The sequence below is a fragment of the Alicyclobacillus herbarius DSM 13609 genome (assembly GCF_000430585.1).
GTDB classification, from domain to species: domain Bacteria; phylum Bacillota; class Bacilli; order Alicyclobacillales; family Alicyclobacillaceae; genus Alicyclobacillus_G; species Alicyclobacillus_G herbarius.
Genome location: NZ_AUMH01000031.1, coordinates 1 through 19,963, shown reverse-complemented (window position 1 = coordinate 19,963; position 19,963 = coordinate 1). Strand labels below are relative to the sequence as shown.

The window sequence follows — 19,963 nt, the reverse complement described above, 5'->3', positions numbered from 1 at the left end:
CACCTGGTTCTCCGTCTTCAACAACTGGGAGAACATGATAGCCCAGGCACTCGCGGCCGTGTTTGTCATCGGCTCGTTCTACGCGGCGCAGATGGATCGGTTTAAGCCGCAGCGCACCCAGGGTAGGGGTACAGCTACCGGGGAACTGACCTGAGACGGGCTCAACCCCGAGCACCGCATCTGTAAGCGCCACCGATGCGCAAATTCCCTATTGTCAGCGCCGCCTGGCGGGTTTAGACTGTATCTGTTTTCTGAGGGGTGTCTGACGGGCGCGTTGGCAATCTGGGAAACAACGGGGGAAGCCAGGATGGGTCTGCCAAGGGACTTGCGGCGGATTTTGCTCATGTCGTCGGTGTTTTTGGTCATCTTCACGTTCATGGGCATCTTTGTCAACCTGTACATTTGGGAGCGGCACCAGAGCATTGCGGAGCTTTGCTGGTACAATATCGTCCTCTTTATCGCCTGGGGTATTGGGTTTACCACCGGGGCCGCCAGTCTGACGCGGTTTTCCTGCCGGGTGCCGATGCGGTTGTCGGCGCTGTCCGGGCTGGCGGCGTTTGCGGTGCTGTGTCTGGTGAAAATCCCGGACGAATATTTGTGGATTGCTTTCGTGGCCATTCCGGCCGGCCTGTTTGGCGGCTTCTATTACTCCGGGCAAAACCTCTGCATCATCCGCCTCGGGCGCGGGGAGGAGTTTTCCGCCTTCTATTTCTACCAGAATCTCATCAACCAGGTGGTGGGTCTGGTCAACCCGATTCTGTTTGCCCTCGTGATTCATTGGTTCGGCTATAACAGTTCATTCCTGCTCATGATTCTGTTTGTCCTCGCCATGTTTGCCGTCTCGTTCCTTGTCCCGCCCATCACGTACAAAGGCGACGTGGGAACGGGCGGATCGTTCTATAGCCATATCTCCTGGCGGGACGTGTTCCCGACGCCGAGTCTGCGCTGGATGCACGCCGGGCTGTTTGTCGGAGCGCTGTTCTTCCAGTTCCAATCGGCCCTCTCGCTCATCCTGACGTTCAGCGTGACCGGGAACAAGGTGTTGATTGGTCTCCTCAGCATGGGCTACACCCTCGCCTGCGTGGTGGCGCTGCGTCTCTATCAACGGCTGGAACTGCCCGGAAGGCACTGGATGAATATCGGCGTCGTGTTGATTGCCGTCGGGTTTTTACTCGCCGTCTGTCCAAACGCCTGGGTGCGCGTGGTGTCCAACTTCCTCACCACCGTCGGCATGTTTTACTTTGGATCCGTATGGAACGCGCAGCAGTATGCGCTGTTTAGCGAGTTGGCGCCGATGCACTCGGCGCGGCTGTTCACCTGGCGGGAGAACACGTTCAACGTCTCGCGCATCCTGGTCTATGCGGCTTTGTTCCCGCTGCACCAGTTGACTGGCCTGCCGTTTTATCTCATCCTCGTGGCGATGCTGGTCTGCTCCGTCTTTGTGCCGTATCTCCAGAACAAGTCCCTGGAGTTGGCTGGAGTCGCGCAGGCGCGGACCCACAAGCACGCCCGCGCTCGGACGTAAACAGGCGTTGGGGATTGCCGCTTTTACGGGCCGTAAATCTTGTACCTTAAATCTTGTACCTTGAGACCGGTCGTCTCTGCACCTGATAGACATGCGGTGCGGTGGACAATATCCGGGTAAAGGAGTATACCGATAGAAGAAGGGCATCCTGCTCCACGAAACCGTTTCGGGCTTAGGATACACAGTAAGGAGGCGCACGGGATGATTCAAGAAGTGGCCGATTTGTATGACCTGCTGAGTAAGGTACACGGAACCATCGACGCGATGGTCGCGGATTTGAGCGACGAACAGTGGCTGAAAAAGCCCTTACCGAATTGGAACAACATCGCTTCTATCATAGAGCACGTCACGCGGGTGGAACGGAAGTTCTTCTCGGCGGTGGGAGGCCAAGCGGAGGATATCGACGTGGGCGCCCCATTCCGGGCGAATTCCTGGGATCTCAACGCTGTTCGCCAAGCATGGGCGGATTCGCTTCCTTATGCCGAGCACGTTCTCGAGCCGTTGCAGGCGGAGGATTTAACGGCGCCTGGGATGAATTTGGGCGTTGGCAAACTGAACAAGCGTCAGTTGATTGCTTACGCCATCTCCCATACTGCGCATCACCGCGGCCAGATTCCGCTGGTGAAGAAGCTCTTCGGTTAGAGGGGAAGGGATATCCCGGAACCTGTGTGCTTTCTGCGCAGCAGCGCCGATTTTCAAATTGAACCGGAGACGCTCGGCGCGGTGGCAATCATCCGTAAAATAGGTCGGCTACCGAGCGAAACAAGGGCTGCCCTGATGATGCACATCGGGACAGCCCTTGTTTGGTATGAAGCACGTCGAGAGGCACGCGCTTCTTCTATAGCACAATGCCAAACAAAACGCTCGAACACATCTGGAAATCCTGTAATCGGACAGGTAATTGGGGGGCGATGTTGACATCCAAAGCTACTTCGGTTCACCGGGCTAAGCCGGGCACTCCCAGAAGATGAAATTCCTGCGCGAATTAGCCGTGAGGACGCCGGGAGTCAGAACGACAGACAGCCCGTACATTGTCCTTCCTGGCCATAATAGTGTCCGACAGCCCCCTCAGCGTGTATGCTCCACCCAGCACAGATTTTCCAAACGGGTTTGCACTCAAGTTTCTGGACAACCTGCCGATAAAATTATAGAGGGAACGAATCGTGAAACCACTGCCAGCGCAGCGGATAGGAGAAGCCTGTGGATAAAATGGTGGGGAATGGTTGGCGTTTACCGGTAATGGATATACCCTATGCGCCGAGAGGCGGTGTAGGAAAGTGGGGGAGTCGATGCACGCGAAGCAGTTGCGAGTCATCCTTGACATCCTGGAGCGGATGTCCGTTGCCTACGAGCGGCTGGCCAATCTGGCACAGCGCCAGAAAGAGGCTCTGGTGGCCGGTGATTTGACGGCGATGCAAGCGGCGGTTGCCGAGATGCAGAATCAATTGGCCGAAGTGGAGCGACTCGAGCGGGATCGACAGGTGGTAACGGCGGATGTGGCGCGAGGACTCGGTGTGGACGCAGGCTCACTGACGGTCAGTGGGTTGGCTGATAAATTAGATCCGGCTGCGGCTTCCAAGCTGAAGTCGACCGCGCGTCGTTTGCAGGCGGCTATAGCGGAATTGGCCCGCACGAATGATACAAACCGTCAGTTGGTTGCCCAGGCGCAAATGTATCAACAAAAGTTTACGGAGTGGCTGGCACGCGCGCTGGCGACGGATACGTACGGTCCTTATCGACAGAGGCACTCGGGCGGACAGCTGTTGGACATTCAAGCGTAGGAGGGATCTCATGCTTGGCACATTTCTCGGGCTTCAGACATCGCTGCGCGGTCTTATGGCCGACCAAGCGGTTATCGAAACGGTTGCGCATAACATCGACAATGCAAACACACCCGGTTATTCGCGACAGCGGGTCAATCTAACGGCGGCGACGGCGCTCGAAGTGCCCGGCTTGCGTAGTGCTGCGCCAGGGCAAATTGGAACTGGGGTACAGATTCAGCAGATCACGCGGCTGCGCGACTCCTACCTGGATGAGCAGTACCGGCAGCAGAACACGTACCTTGGCGAGTGGACGGCCGAGCAGGGGACGCTCGACAAGATTTCGGCTATCATCAACGAGCCTTCAGATACCGGCCTGTCCTCGGTGATGCAGCAGTTCTGGAATGACTGGAGCAAGTTGGGCTCCAATCCGTCCGACCTGGCTACGCGCACCCTCGTACTGCAGGACGGGCAGACGGTCGCGCAGACGTTGAACCAAATGGCGCAGCAGTTCCAGGATTTGAACAGTGACCTTTCCGCCAGTCTGACTGCGAACGTCGCCCAGGCAAACCAAGATCTGGTGAGAATCGCCCAGCTCAACCGTCAGATTACGTCAGTATACAATGTCGGCGAGGAACCGAACGACCTCCTGGATCAACGAGACCTGTTGGTGGACCAACTGAGCAATCTGGCCGATGTGTCGATTGACAACGCCAACGGCCACTACACGGTAACCATCGGCGGTCAGGTCGTAGTGAAAGACGATGAGGTTTTGAATGTGTTCTCGGTCAACGGAGTGGCGCCCGGCACGGACGGGCTCGAGCAAACTACCTCGCCTAATACGGTCGACGTCAGTACCATCACTGGCGGGCAAATTGCTGGCATTCAAAAATCCATGGTCCTGACCAATCAGTATAAATCAGAGCTCGACGGCTTTGCTTCCGGATTGGCGAACGGTCCTATGACCATTCAGCTCGCAGGGGACTGGACACTCCCCCAATCGGGTAACCTGCCCGTTCCGGTCACGATGCCGGATGGCACGTCGTATAAGGCTGGCGTGCCGGTCTCGTCATTAACGTTGAACGGACAGCCATTATCCACCGAGACACTGTCCGACGGTACCGTTATGGCGGTCATCCCCCAGGGAACGTCGGTTACGGTAAACGGCTTGAATGGTCTTTTGGCTCTTGGCTATAGTCCAACCGGCACAGGCGTCCCGTTTTTCACTGCGGCTGGAGGGGGCTCCATTATGGCGGCGAACATTCAGGTGGGACTGGACGTCAACCAAATTGCGGTCGGTCTCACGGTCAATCCGTCCAGCACTGGGGCCAGCTTAACGGCGAAGGCAGGGGACGGCACCCTGGCGATAACCATCAGCACGATGAAGGATGCCACCATGACGTTTGACGACTTCACCGCAGGAGGTACGGGCTCCAGCCAGGGGGCGGCCACCATGAACGGGACGTTGAGCGAGTTTTTGCAGTCGGTGGTCAGCGGGCTGGGTATCCAATCTCAGACTGCAGACCAGCAGGTGAGCAACCAGCAGTCGCTGGTCAGCCAGATTGACCAGCAGCGCCAGTCGGTCTCTGGCGTTTCCATCGACGAGGAACTGACCAACATGATTCAGTACCAACAGGCCTACAGCGCCTCCGCACGCATGATTTCTACCATCAATCAGATGTTGGACACCATCATCAACCTTGGTCGCTGATAAACCCTAGGAGGCGATGGATGTGCGTATCACCCAGACGATGCTGACCCGCCAGATCTTGAGCGACATTCAGAACAACTATACTCGCATGAGTCAACTCCAGAGCCAAGCCGCGAGCGGGAAGCGTATCAATAAACCTTCTGACGATCCGGTCGGGGTCGGTTTTGTCCTCCGCTATAAAGACGAGCTGGCCTCTTATCAGCAATATCAGAGCAACGCGGGAGCGGCCCAGAGCTGGTTAAAATATACCGATTCCACGATGCAACAGGCGGATACGGTCATGCAACGTCTGCGCGATCTCGCCGTGCAGGGCGCCTCGGATACCTTTTCCCCCGATGACCGAAAGGCCATGGCCTCCGAGGTCGGCCAACTCTACGACCAGCTGGTGTCTATCGCCAACACCCAGTTCAGCGGCCAATACATCTTTAATGGCCAATTGACCACGCAGGCGCCGTATCCGCAAGACAAAGACCCTGCGACGGTTGTGACCGATACGGGCTCGGTATTGTACGATATTGGGGACGCGCGGCTGCCCGTCAACGTCAGCGGCAATTCGTACTTTGGCGCACCCTCGGATGCGGACAACGCGTTTGCCGTCGCGAAGCAACTTGAGGACGCCTTAAATAACAACGATGCGCAGGCCATCAGTGACGTATTAGGAAAGATTGATAGCCGGTACAATCAAATGCTCGCGGTTCAGGCGAATGTGGGTGCGCGTGAGGACCGTGTGCAGTTGGCGCAGAACCGGTTGCAGGATATGACCCAGAATATCACATCCCTGTTGTCGAACACCGAGGACGCCGACATGGCGAAGGTCATTGTCGACCTCCAGGCGGCAGAGAATGTACATACCGCCTCGTTGTTGGTGGCGTCGCGGGTGATTCAGCCGACCTTGGTGGATTTTCTGAAGTAACGCCCTGAAACTTTAAACAAGTGACCTTTTCTGGAGGCTTAAGTTGAATCGTAGGATCGAAGTAGTAGTTGATGCGGCGTCCTGGCCATCTTCGCACCCGGTGCCCCAAGGGCTGTTGAGCTTACAAGGAACCCGAACCGTAGATATGTACGCCGTGTTGTTACACACGGTTAAACGAACTTCGCCGCCGATATACGCGGACTTTACGTTACCCCCATGGGCTTGTCTTCGCTATCTTCCAGCGTTGGATTCCAGCCCGGATCTAAGACTTCGGAGTGAATGGAATGACTTGGATCCTCATCAAAAGACAATATTAAGCGACGATTTTGGGGTTGGATTCTCCTCCTATTTCTTAGAACAATCGTTGGGTCTATGTAACATTATGCCAGTGTTATATGCCTTGCAGCATCCAAGTTATTTTCAGCTTCCAAATGCGGTCAGGAGCTATCGGAGAGGCAGAACTCCAGATTATATCGCCCTAGATTCCCAGAGTCGAATACATATATTTGAATGCAAAGGGACACAGAAAAGCCCAGGACAGCTTGACAATCAATTGAAAGACGGAAAGAAGCAGGTTCAAACATTGGATTCCGTTTTTAATTCCCTAGGCGTTTCCTGTTCACGGCGTGGGGAATCTCTGGCAGCCGGGATATTTGTTCCAAAGTATAATAGTCGACATAACGCAGTCTTTAAGGTGGTAGACCCCAGTTTTGTACTTGACGGATTTTGGTGTGACCCCGATGTACTGGTTGGCGCTACATTCATGTCAGAGTTGGCGTCATCGTTGCACTTGTTAGGCGCACATCATGCTGGCAATTCGATTGCGGCGGGTAGGGACTTATCACGACAAGGTCTACAGCCAGGAGATGAGCTAGAACGACTAAGGGTGTGGAAAATCAGCGGTGAGAAATATCTCTCAACCGAATTCAAGTTCTCATACCGACGTACCTCGTTCGAGAGTTTCCAAAAGACGGTTCGTCTTCGCGTCGGGATGAGGAGTTCATTACTTTCACCACTCATGAAACATAGATTCCAGGGGAACTTAGCGATAGAGTTGCCTAAACTACTGGCGCGTGCAGGGATCATTGAAGGCGGTCATATCAAGAAATGGGAAACTCATTCCGAAAGTCAACGTACATGGATTGAAACGTCGTTAGGGCTTCGCTTGGAGATGGAGGTTTCAGATTGACGCCTTGCGAGGGCACGAGGAATGCCGGCATGTACAAAATTGGTTATGGGCTCGAGATATGCCCAGCGCGGCGCACGCACAGCACAATTCGGTTCTGTAAAAGTGGGTCCTACAACTCTTACATTTCTGTCGTAGGCGCGCTCGAGTCATTATGTGGTCTGCTGGCAACTCATGTACTTGCATAATGAGGTTCAACAACGGGTTTGACAATCTGGTCTACGGCTATGGTATTGCTAGATCGACATGATGGGCAGGTTAGGAGGCATGCTGATGGCAATTCAGCTGCAGATTCACCAGACGCTTGGTTCCATCGGACTGCACGTGATTCCGGCCAATCTGTCCATCCACAGCCAGCCCACAGACCTACATATTTCGATTGAGCCTCCAGACCTACGTGTAGAAAGGACGCCGGGAAAACTCGACATCGACCAGACACAGGCATTTGCCGACGCCGGGCGCATACCCTCGCTCGAGCTTTTACAACATAGCGTGCAGCAAGCTGAGTCTCAACTAGCCGCCCGTCTTTCCCAGCGAGCCAATCTGACCCGGGAACTGAACTCTGTAGCAAACGGCCGTCAACTGGTCGCCGACTGGCTCATGCAAACCGCACAATCGTCCCGTGAAGTAGTACCCGATCTGATGCCTAGGCCGTTCTCCGTTCACATCCACTACACGCCCGGCCGCCTATCGCTTGAACTTCGTAACGGTCGGGTGCATGAACGTGTCGAGGTGCACCCAGTTCATGTCTCTGCCACACTTGGGGCCGTCCAGGTTTATCTGGAGCGGAAGGCTTCGGTCGAGGTGTCGACGCCGCCGGTGGGGGAGTTAGTCGACGCGTATGCTTAGACAATCCCTGCGCTTTTCTTCATTCTGGTCGGAAGCCACATCGCGCTGTAAGTGGGACATTGCAACGCTCAATTACGACACCTGTATTGAAAGAAGCGTTGCTTGCCAGCTAGAGGATGGTTACGTCGATACAGGGGCCGGGTACTCCAGGTTTGATCCTAGGCAGTTGCAAACACATGAACGGAGTCGGATTCTTCATCTTCACGGTTGTATTTTGTACGGATATCTCAGGACCGATATGAATAGGTACCGATTTGAAGATGAATTTGAGGATCTTTATAAGTACAATGATGCCAGCATGGCCAGAGCAACGTGGTTTGGCAGGTCATCAAATACTGCGCAATCTCACGAGGAAGCAGTCAGTTTGGATTGGCAACCAATTTCGGACTAAGGAACCATTGCTGAAATTAGCCGTGGGTACTGTGTCCGTATAAGAGAATGATTGTATGTAATGTAAATTGTGTATAAAAGGATAAATAGGTTCACGAATGGAAATGGGAACCTGAGTTGTAACGCTGTATAATCGTTGGTGAATCTGTTTTCCACATCCATCAATAACTCTTTTCAGGAGTGGGGAGACTTTGCGGATATTTTTTGTTCTGGAGCATTTAGGTGGGCGTGGCGGCGTTGAAACTGTTCTTTCTGAGATAACGGATTACTTGAAAGACAACGGCCATGAGCCACTTATCTTGCTTCCACACCCAAGCGAGCACCCGGAGTGGGAACGAGACTTGAACGTCTATTACTACGATGTCAATTCGTGTCCTTCGCCATCTGCCTTGGAAAATGTAGCGAACCGCATCATTGGACTCTCGATGCTCAGTGCTCACCTGCCCGCCCCAGACGTGGTTGTAGGCACTCACGTGCCGCACACCTCTCTTTATGGTCGAATGGCGTTCGGGCACCTCAAGGATGTGCCCATTGTGTCCTGGTTGCATGGACCACCGACCATCTTCAACAGCCCCAATCTAATTAACAATGCAGATTTACACTGGTGCATCTCGCGAGATATCGCAGCCATGGTTGCAGACCTAACGAAGAACCAGAAGCCTGTTCACTGGGTGGGGAATCCCATTGAGATTACGGTTCGCCCTGTTCAGCTGGTGCATGACTATCACCACTACGTTTATCTTGGGCGATTAGCTCCGCAGAAGCGATTGGACATTATGTTTCAGGCGTTGAGTAGGTTGGAGTTTCCATGGTCCTTGGAGATCTATGGTGACGGTCCAGAGCGAGACAAGCTGATTAAGTTGTCGAGGGAGTTGGACATCCACCAAAAAATTACCTGGCATGGATGGACGACGAATCCATGGGAACGAATAGAAAGAGCTTCTGCCTTGTTGCTGACTTCCGACTTTGAGGGTCTTCCAATGGTGATTGGGGAGTCATTGGCCCGAGGACTTCCGGTTATCTCTTCAGATTGTCCAACTGGACCGAAAGACCTGATAACCGATGGGGAGAACGGGCTCTTGTTTCGACAAGGGGATATCGATGAGCTGTATCGTCAGTTACTGTACTTTCACTCACTGTCTCGTGAGGATCGCGAGAACATGGGACACGCCGCCCGTCAATCCGTGCAGAAGTTTTCCATAGAAAAGGTTATCCACCGTATGTTCGAAAGCATATCTCCCTTCATCAGACAGAGGTGATACGACTTGATTATCGATATCGTCTTAGGACGCGCCTGGGGACGCGGCGGTTTGGAAACAGTCCTATCTATAGTTTCACAAGAGCTGCAGAAGCGTGGCCATAAAGTGAGACTGTTTCAGTTTGAACCCCCAGAGCACAAAGCCTGGCTGCAAACGATCCCTACCATGTATTACTACGATCCGGTTGCGTTGCACTATCGGGCTGCTTATGACGGTGAGATATCCATCTTTCGCCATGCCCTTGGATACAGACAGTTACTCACGGAGATGGGTGTGCCCGACGTTGTACTGGCCACCCATACACCTTACTTTTCGCTGATGTGCAGACTCTCGCTAGCATATCTAGAAAGCCAACAGCCCCCCATTGTAACGTGGCTGCACGGGCCGGTAGATGCGTTCGGCGGTGGAGAATTATTGAAGTACGCGGATGCTCATTTGGCGATTTCAGCCGGTGTAGCCGACAGTATTCGACGCGCGCTATTGCAAGATGCCCCCTTACATGTGGTTGGAAACCCGTTTGACTTTTCATCCATTTCTAGAGTCCCACGTGCTACCAAGCAGCTTGAGCTACTCTACATAGGTCGACTCCACAATCAACAAAAACGTTTGGACGTACTATTTCAGGCGCTGTCCCAACTGCGGGGTCATTATAGGTTGACAATCATCGGTGACGGTCCAGACCGTGCTGCACTGCAGAACCTTGCTGACCAACTGAAGATAAATAGTCGCATCCATTGGGCTGGATGGAAGGAAAAACCTTGGGATCACGTCCGCGAGGCTTCACTTCTCGTCCTAACATCCGATTACGAAGGATTTGGAATGGTTCTTGTTGAGGCACTGTCTAGAGGCATTCCAGTTGCCGCTTCGAATTGTGCGGGGCCAAGTGACATTGTAATGCCAACCAATGGCTGGCTCTTTGAGCCCGGAAATGCAGGGGAGTTGGCTACTATTCTACAGGACTTGATTGATGGTAGGCAGCACTTGCCCACACCGGAACAGTGTGAACAATCGGTACAGGCTTACCGAAAGGAGTTTGTTGTGGATCAAATAGAAGCTGCGCTCCACGAGGCGCGCGCTTTTACGCAGCGAAAACGAATCTCTGCTGTGTCACTTGCATCCAATTGATGAAGATTGAACGGTTCTAATGATCGGATGCAAGATTCAACTCGCGCTTCCGATATATCCATTGAGCGGGTGAGGTTTTCATCCGACTGAGGCAAAGGAGGAACTGGGAATGATTATCAACCACAACCTTGCTTCGATGAACGCGTTGTACCAACTCAATCTTAATAACAACGCGCTCCAGAATGCCCTGGCCCAATTGTCTTCGGGTAAGCGGATTAATAGCGCAGCCGACGATGCGGCAGGTCTGGCTATTTCACAAAAAATGGAAGGACAAATTAATGGTTTGGACCAGGCCTCTCGGAATGCTCAAGACGGCATATCCTTGATTCAAACCGCTGAAGGCGCCTTGAACGAAACACAAAGCATCTTGCAACGGATGCGTCAGTTAGCTGATCAGTCGGCTAATGATACCAACACGGATGCGGATCGCGCGCAGATTCAACAAGAAATGGACCAATTATCCGAAGAACTATCTCGTATTGGCAATACAACGCAATTCAACACGAAAAATCTCTTGGATGGCTCATTCACCGGCACTTTCCAAATTGGCGCCAATGAAGACCAGAATATAACTTTGTCTATCAACGACATGCGAGGCTTCGCGTTAGGTGTGGCAGGTAAGGTCGGGGAGGAAGAGTCTGCTACCGTCTCGAACGATAACGGATCGTTTACAGCTGGCACGTACTATGTAGTAGCGAGCAGTAGTAACTATAACTTGGTAGATAGTACTGGTAAGGTGGTTGCGACCAGTACGGACAGTGGCAAGACATATGTTGCGACGGCAACGGGATATACTCAGGTGGACAACTTGGGTCTGCAGGCGGGGACGTATACGTTGGATGTTGCAACCACTACAGGTGGCGTTTCGCTCCTGAAGGACTCCAATGGAAACGTGGTCGCAACATCGACAGATGGCCAAAATTTCACGGCGGGAACGGTCACTTTGTTTACATTGAAAACTGCTGCTACGACTGACACGACAATTAAGGTCGGAGGAATTGACGTATCGAGTCAGAAAGCGGCCAATTCGGCGATTACCACGATTGATAAGGCCATCCAAACGGTTTCTACGGAGCGCGCAAAGCTGGGGGCTTACGAAAATCGCTTGCAGCACACCATCAATAACCTCAGTACGTCGTCCCAAAACCTAACTGCAGCATCCTCTCGTATCACCGACGTTGATATGGCGCAAGAGATGGCTGAATTCACAAAGGACAACGTCCTCGCTCAGGCGGCCACCTCGATGCTGGCGCAAGCCAACCAGCAGCCACAGTTGGTTCTTAAGCTGCTCGGTTAATGCTGGTTTCCGTGAGTGCTATGCAGTGGAGGCTATGGCCTTCACTGCATAACGCTACAAGATATCAAACTTTAGGAAACATGCAGTGGTGAGAATAAGCAATGTGTCTTCTCATCGGTGCAGGTTCCCTAATCAAAACACTAGGTTGTCGATTCACGGTGACCGAATAATAAGTTTTCGAAGGGGATTTTCTGTGAAGTTATCACTCTGTGCCATATTAAAGGATGAAGCAGCAGTCGTACGCACGATGATTGAGAGTGCCGTAGATATTGTCGACGAGATGATCCTAGTTGATACCGGTTCAAGTGACGGGACGGTTGAAATTATAGAGGAATATATCAGCAAATACCCAGATGTGATCCGGTTGTATCATTTTCAATGGGTCAACGACTTTTCGGCGGCGCGGAACTATTCTCTGGATCAGGCGACGGGTGACTGGGTATTAGTATTAGATGCGGATGAATTTCTTGATCCGTCGCGGAAGCATTCGCTTCGCGAAATCATCGAGACGACTGATGCTGAAGGGGTTTCTTTGGTTCAAAAATCATATATGGGGAGTATACGCTCTCCAAACAACATGATATGTGTGGACACGGTTCGTTTATTTAGAAATCGACATCGTTATACACGAACCATCCATGAGCAAATTATTCCATCGATTATAAGCAGCGGTGGAAGGATTGAGAGACTGGACATACCCATTCACCATATTGGATACACGGACGAATATCGGAATATGAAAGGGAAATCCCAACGAAACAAGATGTTGTTAGAGGCGGAGGCGCAGACCCTCACCTATCGTGACGAGTCCGAGCGTTGGTACAATCAGCACCAAAGGTTAGTTGAATACGTGGTTGCTGGTGAATGGGAACGGGCCAAGGAACTGGGACGTACGCTCGTTGAAGATATAAAAGGATGTTGCGGATTAAGGCGCAAAGAATGGCCACCCTACGGCCCTCGCATTTATAGATTGCTGAGCGTTGCCTTAATTGAACTTGGAGAACGTTCTTACGCTGAGCGAATGCTGAAAGAAGGGATCAGCGTTTTTTCAGACAGTGCAAACATATGGCTTCTATACGGAGAACTCTGTCTCGACGATGAACGATACACATTGGCGATGGAGGCAATGGACCGTTGCCGGTCCATCAAGAATAGACAAACCGACTATCAGGCTGAAGGGATTGAGGGAGCTAACACGTTCATACCTGCCCGCCACCTCGGTCGTCTATGGCTTCGCCTAGGTGACGAAGTGACAGCACGGGAATGGTTCATGACCGCCTTTCAGGAGGGAGTATCCGCGCCGGGGATCATTCCATGGCTGGTGATGCTCACGCCGTCCCAGGAGTTTCGGGAACTCCTAAGCTCAACCATCCCTTCGGCGGATCGATACAAAGAGTTTATCGAGTTTGTTGCCGCGTGTGGCTATGAAGATACGGAGAAATGCATCGACGATGCGGAGAAACGCTGGGGAACTCGGCTAGACTCCTCACGCGCTCGCTTCGCGCACGAGGTGCGGTCTGGTTTAGCTCCTTCGACTCGCAATCCGTTGTGGTTAGGGCTTTACGCATACGAGCAGGGGGACAAATCGGCGGCCCATGAGTATTGGGGTCAGGCCGGGGCCATGGGTCAATACCTGATGCGAATATCGATGGGCAAGGATCAGGCAATTACTTGGAACATCGCCCCCGTCATCCAGGACCTGTTGGCGGCCAACGCAATTAATTTTCTTCGGCATCACGTACACAAAGCAACTGACTTGCGAGTTGCTTTTCCAATAATTACACACACGACCTTGCATACAGGGCTGTTGTCGAACGAGTTTCTGAACCGAGAACCTGCGTTTCATGAGGAGGCAGATTGGAAAGCCCGCATGGCAATGAGTCAGGGGGATGCACACAGAGCCAAGGAATGGTTGGACAAGGCTTTGATACCGTCAGAAGAGGTTCGTAGCGTAATAGGCTACTTGCTTGAATGCGATCTTCATCCAGAGGGGACGGAGAACATCCTTCGCCAAGCCAGAAAGGTCTATCCAGGTTCCAAGTTGCTTTCGCAAATCTGGCTGTCTCGGCTGAAAGCCACCCCTGTGGTCTAGCTTTATGAGTTGCAAAACGTACGATGGAGGTGACGTCCCATGACATACATTGGTGCACTATCAGGCTCAAACAACGGTTCAAATAGCGCGTCATCCTCCCTGTTCGGTTCGTCCGGACTTGGAGGTATCTCGGGCCTCGTGTCGGGCATCGACACGGACAGCATCGTCAACGGCTTGATGCAAGCCGCCGAGCAACCGCTGGTGAGCTTACTGCAACAGCGGCAGATCTTGCAGTGGAAAGAGGATCTCTACCATCAGGTCAGCCAATCGTTGTCGGACTTACAGGATGCGCTGGCGCCATTGAAGCTACAGTCGACGTTCCTGGCAAAGCAGGTCTCCTCCTCCAACTCCACGCTGGTCAGCGCGACGGCCACGTCCCTAACGGCGCAAGGGAGTTATCAGGTGGTCGTTTCCCAATTGGCTCAAGGTGCTACCATCGCTTCGACTGTACCCTTACAGGCTCCATCGGGAGTCTCGAACTATGGGGATGCAAAACTCTCGGATTTGGGTGTAACGGGTACGTCTGTCACCCTTCAGATTAACAACGGCACCGTGTTAACCTTTGATCCGACCACCACAACAGTGAGCGATGTGCTCTCGGCTATCACCAGCCACATAGATATCGGCGTGAGCGGTTTTTATGATGCGAATTCCAATAAAGTGATTCTCCAGACGACGGCCACGGGCAGCAGTGCAAAGATTGTGGTCAACCAGGACAGCGGGAACTTGTTTCAGAAGGTGTTCGGAATGGTTGGCCCGAGTCCGGTCACTACAACCGGGTTTGATGCCAGCGGAGCCCTCACAACCAGTGGGACCGTAACCATCAACGGCCAGAAGTTTACCCTCCAGCAGGGCGCCAAGATTGCCGACGTCGCGGGGCTTATTAATTCCTACGAGAGCCAGACTGGCGTTACGGCGCAAATCGTGAACGGGCAGATTCAACTGGTGGCAGATGCAAACGTCTATTCGCCCATCAGCGTGACCGATGTGGACGGGGTTTTTGCAATTCCGCCGTCCGAACTCTCGAGCGGTGCAGCAAAGGACGCGGTCTATAGCGTCAACGGCGTGGAGGCGACCAGCAGCAACAACACGCCGATGTTTGGCGGTCTCGCGCTAAACCTAAGCGGGGTTTCACCAATCGATGCGAATGGAGTTCGTCAGCCAACCACCATAACGGTTACCCAAGACGTCAGCAGCATCGTTCAAACCATCACGAATTTCGTGCAGCAGTACAATACCACCTTGCAAAAGATGCAAGGGTTATACAATGAGGTGCCGAATTTTGACTATCTGCCGCTGACAAGCCAACAAGCCTCGCAGATGACGCAGGACCAAATTGATAAATGGAATCAAAAGGCCCAAGCGGGACTTCTCAATGGCGATGACCTGTTGGAGAGTGCCATGTCGAGCATGGAGAACGTCTCCATGGCGACTGTGAGTGGACAGCCCACCTCCGTTATTAACGGACAGAGCGTAACCTTAAAGTCGTTGGCGGACATCGGCATCCAACCGTATAACCCGATGAACGGTGTCGACACGGGCTATACCGCGCCGGGCGTGTACACGACCGGTTGGAACACGTATGGACTGCTCGAAATCAACACCGATAAGTTAACCCAGGCTCTCCAGGCCGATCCGCAGTCTGTCATGCGGCTCTTTACCTCGCCTGGGGATTCGAACAGTAACGACACAAGTCAACAGGGCATCGCAGTACAGATGTATAATTCGGTTTTCAGTTCCATTAATTCCATCCAGCAAATGGCTGGCATGGCACCGACCACGACCAACGAATCAAGTAGCACATCGAGCAGTACATCGTCCTCAACTGGCAGCAGCACGAGCAGTTCCATTTTGCCTTATGACTTGATTGACCCGGAAGGTGACTTGTCCACGTTGTTTGCGTCAGATGCGTTGGACACCAGCTTCTTGGGCACGCAAATCACAGACCTAGACAACCAGGCCACCGATATGCAGCAGCAACTGGATCAGTTGCGTCAACGCTACCAAGACCAGTTCTCTGCGATGGAGCAGGCGTTGGCGTCCCTCAACGACCAGGCCAGTGCGCTCCTCTCCATGCTCGGTCAGACAGGAGCCGGTGGCTGAGCCCAAGTGAGATCGTGATGGAGGAAAGAAGTACGCTAAGATTCCCCGCGTGAGAGGATAGACAGCTTTGGAATCCATACATTCAAGACCCGCCATCTTTCGTGACCGCAGTCGGACTGAAGTTCCTACTGAAGGTGAGTCCCATATACTCAAGATTCTCAGTGAGGCAAATTTGCCCGGATGGACTATCTACGAACAACCACACCTAAATGGTGACCGACCTGACATCATTCTGGTGAATCCTGATAAAGGCGTAATTATAATTGAAGTTAAAGACGGGAATCTTAGCAATGGGCGATACCGTTATTCCAATGATCAGTATATACAGGGGCTAGATAGTTCCTGGAAGTGGAAAAAATACCTCAATCCAATCAGTCAATGCCGGAAATATGCCAATAATATTTACCATTCTACGTACGTGAATTTAATGATATGGTAGATCGGTTTGGCGAGGACGCATTCGCCGTCGTAGAGACGGTCGTCTATTTTCATTATGCAACTCGGGAACAAGCGGCGAAAATATGTCGTGGGAACAATGACGTTCGTGGGCTTTTGGATCGTCGAAACCTGGATGCTATCAGCCATGGTGACTTCGAGAACTGCGGGTTAAAGACACTTTCTCGGGTCAATTCGAAATTCATCGAAGGGGGACACTTTAAGCGATTTGTGGCAGAACTGGAATCGTGGCTGCGTCCCACTCAGTATGATCAAGAGCGATTCCTTCCCATTCGTTTAACTGATGAGCAGCAAGAGTGTATCGCCATTTATCCGCATTTTCACCAAAGCCTGCGAGGAATTGCGGGTTCGGGGAAAACCGTAGTCTTGGCCACGCAAGCCGCACGGTTGTTGGAGGAAGGAAAGCGCGTATTGGTGTGAACCTTCAACATTACACTGCGTCACTATGTTCGCGACCTGATACGTTGGCAATACGAAGCAACGGACCCGTCGCCCATCAAGCGGAATCTTGTGATTCGTCATTTTCATAACTGGATGACATGGGTGGCGGAAAAGCATGCGATTTACCTTCCTCCCATTGAAGAAAGAGATCCAGAATCCGTGAATCGAATTCTGAGCAAGGATTGGGTTGAAATATTCTCGAAAGGATTGGATTCGTGCGGAACGTCCATCCGTCCGGATTGTATGTTTGATGCCATTCTCATTGACGAAGGGCAGGATTTTGAACGAGATTGGATTAGAGTGGTACAGCGTTTCTTGAATCCAGCGTGGGATCAGTTTCTCGTCGTCTACGATCCGGCGCAGAACATTTATGGTCGCGACATTGAATGGTTGATAGGCACTCCCGACAAGTTGGGTTTCAATGGTTCGACTAAGGAATTGTTGCGCACACACCGTCTACCCAGCGCAATGGCGGACATTGTTCAACACATTGCTTCAAAATACGGACTTGACGTACACCCGGAACCAGTACCGGGCCCACATCGAGGCGGTAACCTCGGTTCCCACTACCTGTGGGGAAATATATCTGACTTTGAGGAAAATAGCCCTGCGGTTCTACGTGGAGTCCTGCGCACCGTCAAATATTTTAGCAGCGAACGCGATGTACACCCAGGCGATATGGCCATCCTCACGACTACAGAAAGGGTGGGGCTGCCTATCGTGGCTTGCTTAACTCAACATGGCTATCGAGTTACGCACGTGTTTGATGAAACGCGGTCGAAGGACTACCGAAAGCGACGTGATAATAAATGGCGTTTTCAACCAGGCAACGGACAGATAAAGGTTTCTACCATTAACAGTTTTAAAGGCTGGGAATCCCCTTGCATTATTCTAGTCCTGACGCCAATAAAGGAATCTGGCCTGGTTGCAGAGGACCATGGGGAATTCTGGGACTCAGCAGCTTATTTGTATGTGGCGATTACACGTTTGCAATCCATAGAGAAAAGCACAGGTTATTTCGTTTGTCTTAATGCGTGCCCTGAGTTACAAGATGTAGAAGAAATTTTTGCCCGTTATTCCTTGGGAGTCGTATGATCTGGGAAGAAGACTCCCACGGCATCCCGACACGGTTCTGAACACAGGTTGGGTAACGAGCGTAAGAATCCGAGTCGGTTGCCGATAGGTACAATCAGAACGAATTCAGCCAAATGGAGCAGGCGATTGCCCAGCTGAGCACCCAGTCCAGTTACCTGGCGGGGATGCTTGGATCTTCGTCCAGCTCATCATCCTAAGGGGGTTAGCGGCTCATCATGAATCCATACGCAGCGTATCGTCAGACGTCCATCCAGACCGCCAGTCGGGAGCGATTGCTCATCATGCTCTACGACGGTCTCATCACCGCTTTGGAGCGGGCGCAGGTGGCCCTGGAGAGCGGCGACGTGGCCACTTCGCACCAGCAGCTGGTCAAGGCACAGGAGATCATCCGCGAGGGTCTATGGGGTCCGCTCGACATGCAGTACGAGATATCGAAATCCCTGGCGTCTCTGTACGAATACTTTCATCGTCGCCTGGTCGAGGCGAATCTCAAGAAGGATGCGGCGCCAGTCGTTGAGGTGCTGGAGCACGTCCGCGGCTTGCGCGAAACATGGGTGCAGGCGGCCGCCAAGTCCCGCCAAGAGCAGGAGGACGGTGCAGATGGGGCCGCACCCACTGCGACAGGCGCGGACGCGGTGTGGCAGCGCTAAATTTGACGTCCCTGTAGAGGACTTTAGAAGAAAACGGTCAGTCACGGCGTTCCGAAATGACGGTGCCATGAGACCGGAGCTTCGTTTCACCGGCTCATTGCACCGTATTTTCTTCACCAATTTGGCTACGAGGCATTATGGGTTGTCAGCACATCATTCAGAATAGGTGTCTCGAGCCATTTTTGCTGTGTCGGCAATGCTACTTCCTCATTCACGAAGTCCATCATCCCACGTTGATTGAATAGAGCTAAATCATTCATCCCGCCGGGCAACTGGTAGGCCAATACGTACGGCGACAGTTTGACCTTGCTGGTAAAGTGAATCGTCCGCGTGGTATCAGGCACGAGCGGCTTTACCTCGGCAAAGTACTGCGCCGCAGCGTTCTCGGCGCTCCCTCACGTCCACCCGTATCCGAAAATTTTACATGGAACGTTGGTAAGATAGCGGGTGAAACCCGGGGTAACACTGGGCAGTCGTTTCCATTTCATCTCATGCCATACTATACTATCGGCGAACCGGTTGTCGACGGGGAGACGGGTGGTCTCAATTCTCTCTGCCACCCGAAGCAGACAGGAGTGGAGAACGATGCAGCAGGAAACGCAGAACCCCTTGGATAGGGCCGGGGACAACATTCGCAGCATTGGCTGGATTGGTTTAGGCGCGATGGGGTTGAAAACTGCTCCCTAATTTATAGACATCTATGGACGTTTATTATATTCTATATCTATGAAACTTAGTGATTGGGCTAGAAAAAATGGGATATCATATAAGACGCTGGGTAAAAGAAGGCCGCATGCCAGTTCCGTTTGAGCAGACGCCAACGGGCACCATTCTCGTACACGAGCCGGAACCGGCGGAAAAAGCTGTAGCGCTCTATGCGCGCGTGTCCAGTTCTGATCAGAAGGTGGACTTAGAGCGTCAAATCGCTCGCTTGACCGAATTTGCGACGCAACAAAGGCTTGTCGTAGTCAAGGGAGTGACGGAAATCGGTTCGGGGCGAAATGGGCATCGGCCTAAGCTCATGAAGTTGCTGGCGGATCCCCATGTGCAAACCATCGTCGTGGAACACCGGGATCGGCTCATGCGCTTTGGGTTTGAATACGTAAAGGCG

At 52.6% G+C, this 19,963-nt stretch carries 18 protein-coding genes; 17 read left to right on the top strand and 1 reads right to left on the bottom strand.

The genetic code is table 11. The annotated features are described in order from the left end of the window. The first annotated feature begins 307 nt into the window (after positions 1-307). The 16 genes from H522_RS0115180 (at position 308) to fliS (ending at position 18,852) form a co-directional block, all read left to right on the top strand. Positions 308-1,525: an MFS transporter gene (locus H522_RS0115180; RefSeq protein WP_026962982.1), complete on the top strand. Its 1,218-nt coding sequence runs from the start codon at positions 308-310 to the stop codon at positions 1,523-1,525. A 201-nt stretch (positions 1,526-1,726) separates the two neighbouring features. After that, positions 1,727-2,167, top strand: a complete 441-nt coding sequence (locus H522_RS0115175) for a DinB family protein (RefSeq protein ID WP_026962981.1) — start codon at positions 1,727-1,729, stop codon at positions 2,165-2,167. A 647-nt stretch (positions 2,168-2,814) separates the two neighbouring features. After that, a complete protein-coding gene (locus tag H522_RS0115170) occupies positions 2,815-3,306 on the top strand; it encodes a flagellar protein FlgN (RefSeq protein ID WP_026962980.1) in 492 nt (163 codons plus the stop codon). 10 nt (positions 3,307-3,316) lie between these two features. Next, entirely contained in the window at positions 3,317-4,996 is a 1,680-nt protein-coding gene (gene flgK / locus H522_RS0115165) for a flagellar hook-associated protein FlgK (RefSeq protein ID WP_026962979.1), read from the top strand. Positions 4,997-5,018: 22 nt separating this feature from the next. Further along, on the top strand, positions 5,019-5,909 hold the full coding sequence (gene flgL / locus H522_RS0115160) for a flagellar hook-associated protein FlgL (RefSeq protein ID WP_026962978.1): 891 nt from the start codon (positions 5,019-5,021) through the stop codon (positions 5,907-5,909). Positions 5,910-7,368: 1,459 nt separating this feature from the next. Continuing rightward, positions 7,369-7,944 (top strand): DUF6470 family protein, encoded by a 576-nt coding sequence (locus tag H522_RS20730; RefSeq protein ID WP_026962976.1) that lies wholly within the window; start codon positions 7,369-7,371, stop codon positions 7,942-7,944. Further along, positions 7,937-8,335, top strand: a complete 399-nt coding sequence (locus H522_RS22580; protein WP_155836478.1) for an SIR2 family protein — start codon at positions 7,937-7,939, stop codon at positions 8,333-8,335. Before H522_RS20730 ends, H522_RS22580 begins: the two co-directional genes overlap by 8 nt. 190 nt (positions 8,336-8,525) lie before the next feature. After that, a complete protein-coding gene (locus H522_RS0115145) occupies positions 8,526-9,593 on the top strand; it encodes a glycosyltransferase (protein ID WP_026962975.1) in 1,068 nt (355 codons plus the stop codon). A 6-nt stretch (positions 9,594-9,599) separates the two neighbouring features. Further along, positions 9,600-10,718 carry a glycosyltransferase gene (locus H522_RS0115140; protein ID WP_026962974.1) on the top strand — a complete coding sequence of 373 codons (1,119 nt, stop codon included), beginning with the start codon at positions 9,600-9,602 and terminating at the stop codon, positions 10,716-10,718. Positions 10,719-10,827: 109 nt separating this feature from the next. Then, entirely contained in the window at positions 10,828-12,015 is a 1,188-nt protein-coding gene (locus H522_RS0115135) for a flagellin N-terminal helical domain-containing protein (RefSeq protein WP_026962973.1), read from the top strand. A 193-nt stretch (positions 12,016-12,208) separates the two neighbouring features. Continuing rightward, positions 12,209-14,107, top strand: coding sequence for a glycosyltransferase family 2 protein (locus tag H522_RS0115130; RefSeq protein WP_026962972.1), 1,899 nt, complete (start codon positions 12,209-12,211; stop codon positions 14,105-14,107). A gap of 138 nt (positions 14,108-14,245) precedes the next feature. After that, entirely contained in the window at positions 14,246-16,210 is a 1,965-nt protein-coding gene (fliD, locus tag H522_RS0115125) for a flagellar filament capping protein FliD (RefSeq protein WP_026962971.1), read from the top strand. 67 nt (positions 16,211-16,277) lie between these two features. Next, positions 16,278-16,649, top strand: coding sequence for a nuclease-related domain-containing protein (locus H522_RS22575; protein WP_081412197.1), 372 nt, complete (start codon positions 16,278-16,280; stop codon positions 16,647-16,649). After that, positions 16,643-17,086 (top strand): hypothetical protein, encoded by a 444-nt coding sequence (locus H522_RS0115120; RefSeq protein ID WP_026962970.1) that lies wholly within the window; start codon positions 16,643-16,645, stop codon positions 17,084-17,086. Before H522_RS22575 ends, H522_RS0115120 begins: the two co-directional genes overlap by 7 nt. Positions 17,087-17,209: 123 nt before the next feature. Continuing rightward, on the top strand, positions 17,210-18,202 hold the full coding sequence (locus tag H522_RS0115115) for a DEAD/DEAH box helicase (RefSeq protein WP_026962969.1): 993 nt from the start codon (positions 17,210-17,212) through the stop codon (positions 18,200-18,202). A 215-nt stretch (positions 18,203-18,417) separates the two neighbouring features. Further along, a complete protein-coding gene (gene fliS, locus H522_RS0115110) occupies positions 18,418-18,852 on the top strand; it encodes a flagellar export chaperone FliS (protein ID WP_035454332.1) in 435 nt (144 codons plus the stop codon). 125 nt (positions 18,853-18,977) lie between these two features. On the opposite strand, the gene H522_RS0115105 is transcribed toward fliS, so the two are convergent. Continuing rightward, the gene (locus tag H522_RS0115105) at positions 18,978-19,196 is read right to left on the bottom strand and encodes a hypothetical protein (RefSeq protein ID WP_026962967.1); all 219 of its coding nucleotides are present in this window, start codon (positions 19,194-19,196) and stop codon (positions 18,978-18,980) included. A gap of 449 nt (positions 19,197-19,645) precedes the next feature. On the opposite strand from H522_RS0115105, the gene H522_RS0115095 reads away from it, so the two are divergent. Further along, a partial coding sequence (locus H522_RS0115095) for an IS607 family transposase (protein ID WP_026962966.1) occupies positions 19,646-19,963 on the top strand: 318 nt, incomplete at its 3' end.